Source organism: Endozoicomonas sp. SESOKO2 (genome assembly GCF_024606245.1).
Lineage (GTDB): Bacteria > Pseudomonadota > Gammaproteobacteria > Pseudomonadales > Endozoicomonadaceae > Endozoicomonas_A.
In genome coordinates this window covers 1-2636 of record NZ_JAHHPQ010000311.1, presented here as the reverse complement: position 1 = coordinate 2636, position 2636 = coordinate 1, and the positions used below count along the sequence as shown (strand labels likewise).

3 protein-coding genes are annotated in these 2636 nt (G+C 51.0%); all 3 read right to left on the bottom strand.

What is annotated here, in order from left to right; all coding sequences use genetic code 11:
• Positions 1-332 (bottom strand): hypothetical protein (locus KDK17_RS07115; RefSeq protein ID WP_257255253.1); only part of this gene is annotated, 332 nt, incomplete at its 3' end.
• A gap of 105 nt (positions 333-437) precedes the next feature.
• Complete coding sequence (locus KDK17_RS07110; RefSeq protein ID WP_257255254.1) at positions 438-2270, bottom strand: hypothetical protein; 1833 nt, start codon at positions 2268-2270, stop codon at positions 438-440.
• Positions 2271-2375: 105 nt separating this feature from the next.
• Positions 2376-2636: hypothetical protein (locus tag KDK17_RS07105; protein WP_257255255.1), on the bottom strand; the 261-nt coding region annotated here is incomplete at its 5' end.

The window sequence follows — 2636 nt, the reverse complement described above, 5'->3', positions numbered from 1 at the left end:
GTGAAAAAGCCTATAGGTTGGGGGAGGGCCTCCGGGGCTTCCTGCCCGGATGATTCTGATGGCGGGCCGGGTTGTTGGTTGTGTCCAGAGCCAGGCATCATAGTAGTGATCGTAAACGGGTGATCCTGACTCGCTCCCGGGAGTTCCACCGAGTTAAACGACGGTGAATCGGAGTTCCAATAGCTTTTTAAGAGCAAGCCGACAACAGCAACCACTTTTACAGATATCTCTGAATGAGGGTTGGAGCATATTGGAGTGTCTTTGGTGTTGACAATAAAACGTTCTGTTAACGGTTCGGTCTGGCAGACGAAAGACAACGTCAGTAACAGCAACCGCGGTGCCACAAAGATTGAGTATTGAATAATTCTATCCCTGCATGCTGATTTGTTCAGAGCAAAGATAGATCAAGAAAACAGCATGAAACGGCGGTTGTCAGATCAGGGACTGAGGTCATCGTTCAGATCCACAACAGGAGACTTGCGTTTTAGATGCATTCTTTTGTGATTCAAAAGGGCTTTAGTATTCTTGCAGGCTTTCCCGCATGGCTGCGGCTGGCCATCCTTGCGAACCACGGTCACGTCACAGTTTTTTTGTTTGCTGTGGTATCCGGTTTTGTGATTCGACAGGGCGTGAGCATTCTTACAGACCGTCCCGCACGGCCGCGACTGACCATCCTCCCCAATCACGTTCACGTCACAGGTTCGTTCCCCGGTGTGGTTTCTTCTTTTGTGATACGAAAGGGCTTTAGCATTCTTGCAGACTTCTTCGCATGGCTTCGGCTGGCCATCCTCCCCAACCACGGTCACGTCACAGATTTGTTGCCCGGTGTGGTCTCTGATTTTATGATTCGACAGGGTTTGAAGATTCTTGCAGATCTTTCCGCATGGCCGCGACTGACCATCCTCCCCGGTCATGGTCATGTCACAGGTTTGTTGCACGCTGTGGTACCCACTTTTGTGAGCCGACAAGCTGTTGGCAGTCTTGAAGACCCTTCCGCAGGGCCGTTGCAGACCATCTTTACCGGTCACGGACACATTACAGGTTTGCCGCCTGCCGTGGTCTCTTTTTCTGTGATTCAACAGGGTTTGAAAATTCTTGCAGACCCTTCCGCATGGCCGAGACTGATCATCCTCACCGATTACGGCTACATTACAGGCTTTTTGCCCGGTGTGCTGTCCGCTTTTGTGAATGTACAGAGCTGCGGCATTTCTGCAGACCTTTCCGCATGGCCGCGGCTGGCCATCCTCCACGATTACTGTCAAGTCACAGGTCTTTTTCCCGGTGTGTTGTCCGCTTCTGTGAACGTACAAAGCTACGGCATTTCTGCAGGTCTTCCCGCAGGGCCGTTGCAGACCATCGCTGCCGATCACGGGCACATCACAGGTTTGTTGACTCGTGTGGTCTCTGCTTTTGTGGTACGACAGGGCGTTAGCATTCTTGCAGAGCGTCCCGCACGGCTGCAGTTGACCATCCTCTGCGACCACAGTCAGGTCACAGGTTTTTTGCCCGGTGTGGTAGTTGCTTTTGTGAACCGAAAATGATTTCGCAGTCTTGAAGACCTTCCCGCATTGCAGCAGTCGGCCATCCTCCCCGAATATGATCAAGTTGCAAATGGCTTTCCTGGCGGGGACTTTTTTATCGATTGTCCCTGCAACCACTGAGTCTATGCCGATCCCGTCTGAGGCAACCCCGTTAACAGGGTTGCAAATAGAGCAGTATCTATCGGCCAAATGAGGGCATGAGCTTTGCCCGGGTGATGCTAATGTGTGATCTGTCGAACTTTCTTCACAATCCGGCGCTCTGCTTTCGGATAAATCGGAAGACTGCCGGAATTGACAAGTGCCATGACAGGGATGGACGAAACAATTTAAACCTAAAGTATGTGGATGTTGTTCAGGGCCTCCGCCATCCCCACCAGAGTCAGAATACAGTCGGCTAGTGAAAAAGCCTATAGGTTGGGGGAGGGCCTCCCGGGCTTCCTGCCCGGATGATTCTGATGGCAGGCTGGGTTGTTGGTTGTTTCCAGAACCAGGCATCATAGTAGTGATCGCAAACGGGTGATCCTGACTCGCCCCCCGTAGTTCCATCCAGTTAAACGACGGTGAATGGGGGTTCCAATAGTTTTTTAAAAGCGAACCGACAGCGGCAAACACTTCTAAAGATGCCCATGAATAAGGGTTAGAGCATAGATGAGTGTCTTTGGTGTCGACAATAAAACGTTCTGTCAACGGTTCGGCCTGACAGGCGACAGACAACGTCAGTAACAGCAAACGTAGTGCCGCAAAGAGTGAGTGTTTAATAATTCTATCCCTGCATTCTGGCTTTTACAGAGCAAGGATAGATCAAGAAAACCTTATGAAACGGCGGTTGTCAGATCAAGGACTGAGGTAATCGTTCTGGTCCACAACAGGAGACTTGCGTTTTCGATGCATTCTTTTGTGATATGACAGGACTCGAGCATTCTTGCAGACTTTTCCGCATGGCCGCGGCTGGCCATCCTTCCGAACGACAGTCACGTCACAGGTTGATTGTTTGGAGTGGCCTCTTCTTTTGTGATCCTTAAGGGCTTGAGTATTCTTCCAGACCTTTCCGCATGGCTTCGGCTGGCCATCTTCACCGACCACGGTCAAGTCACA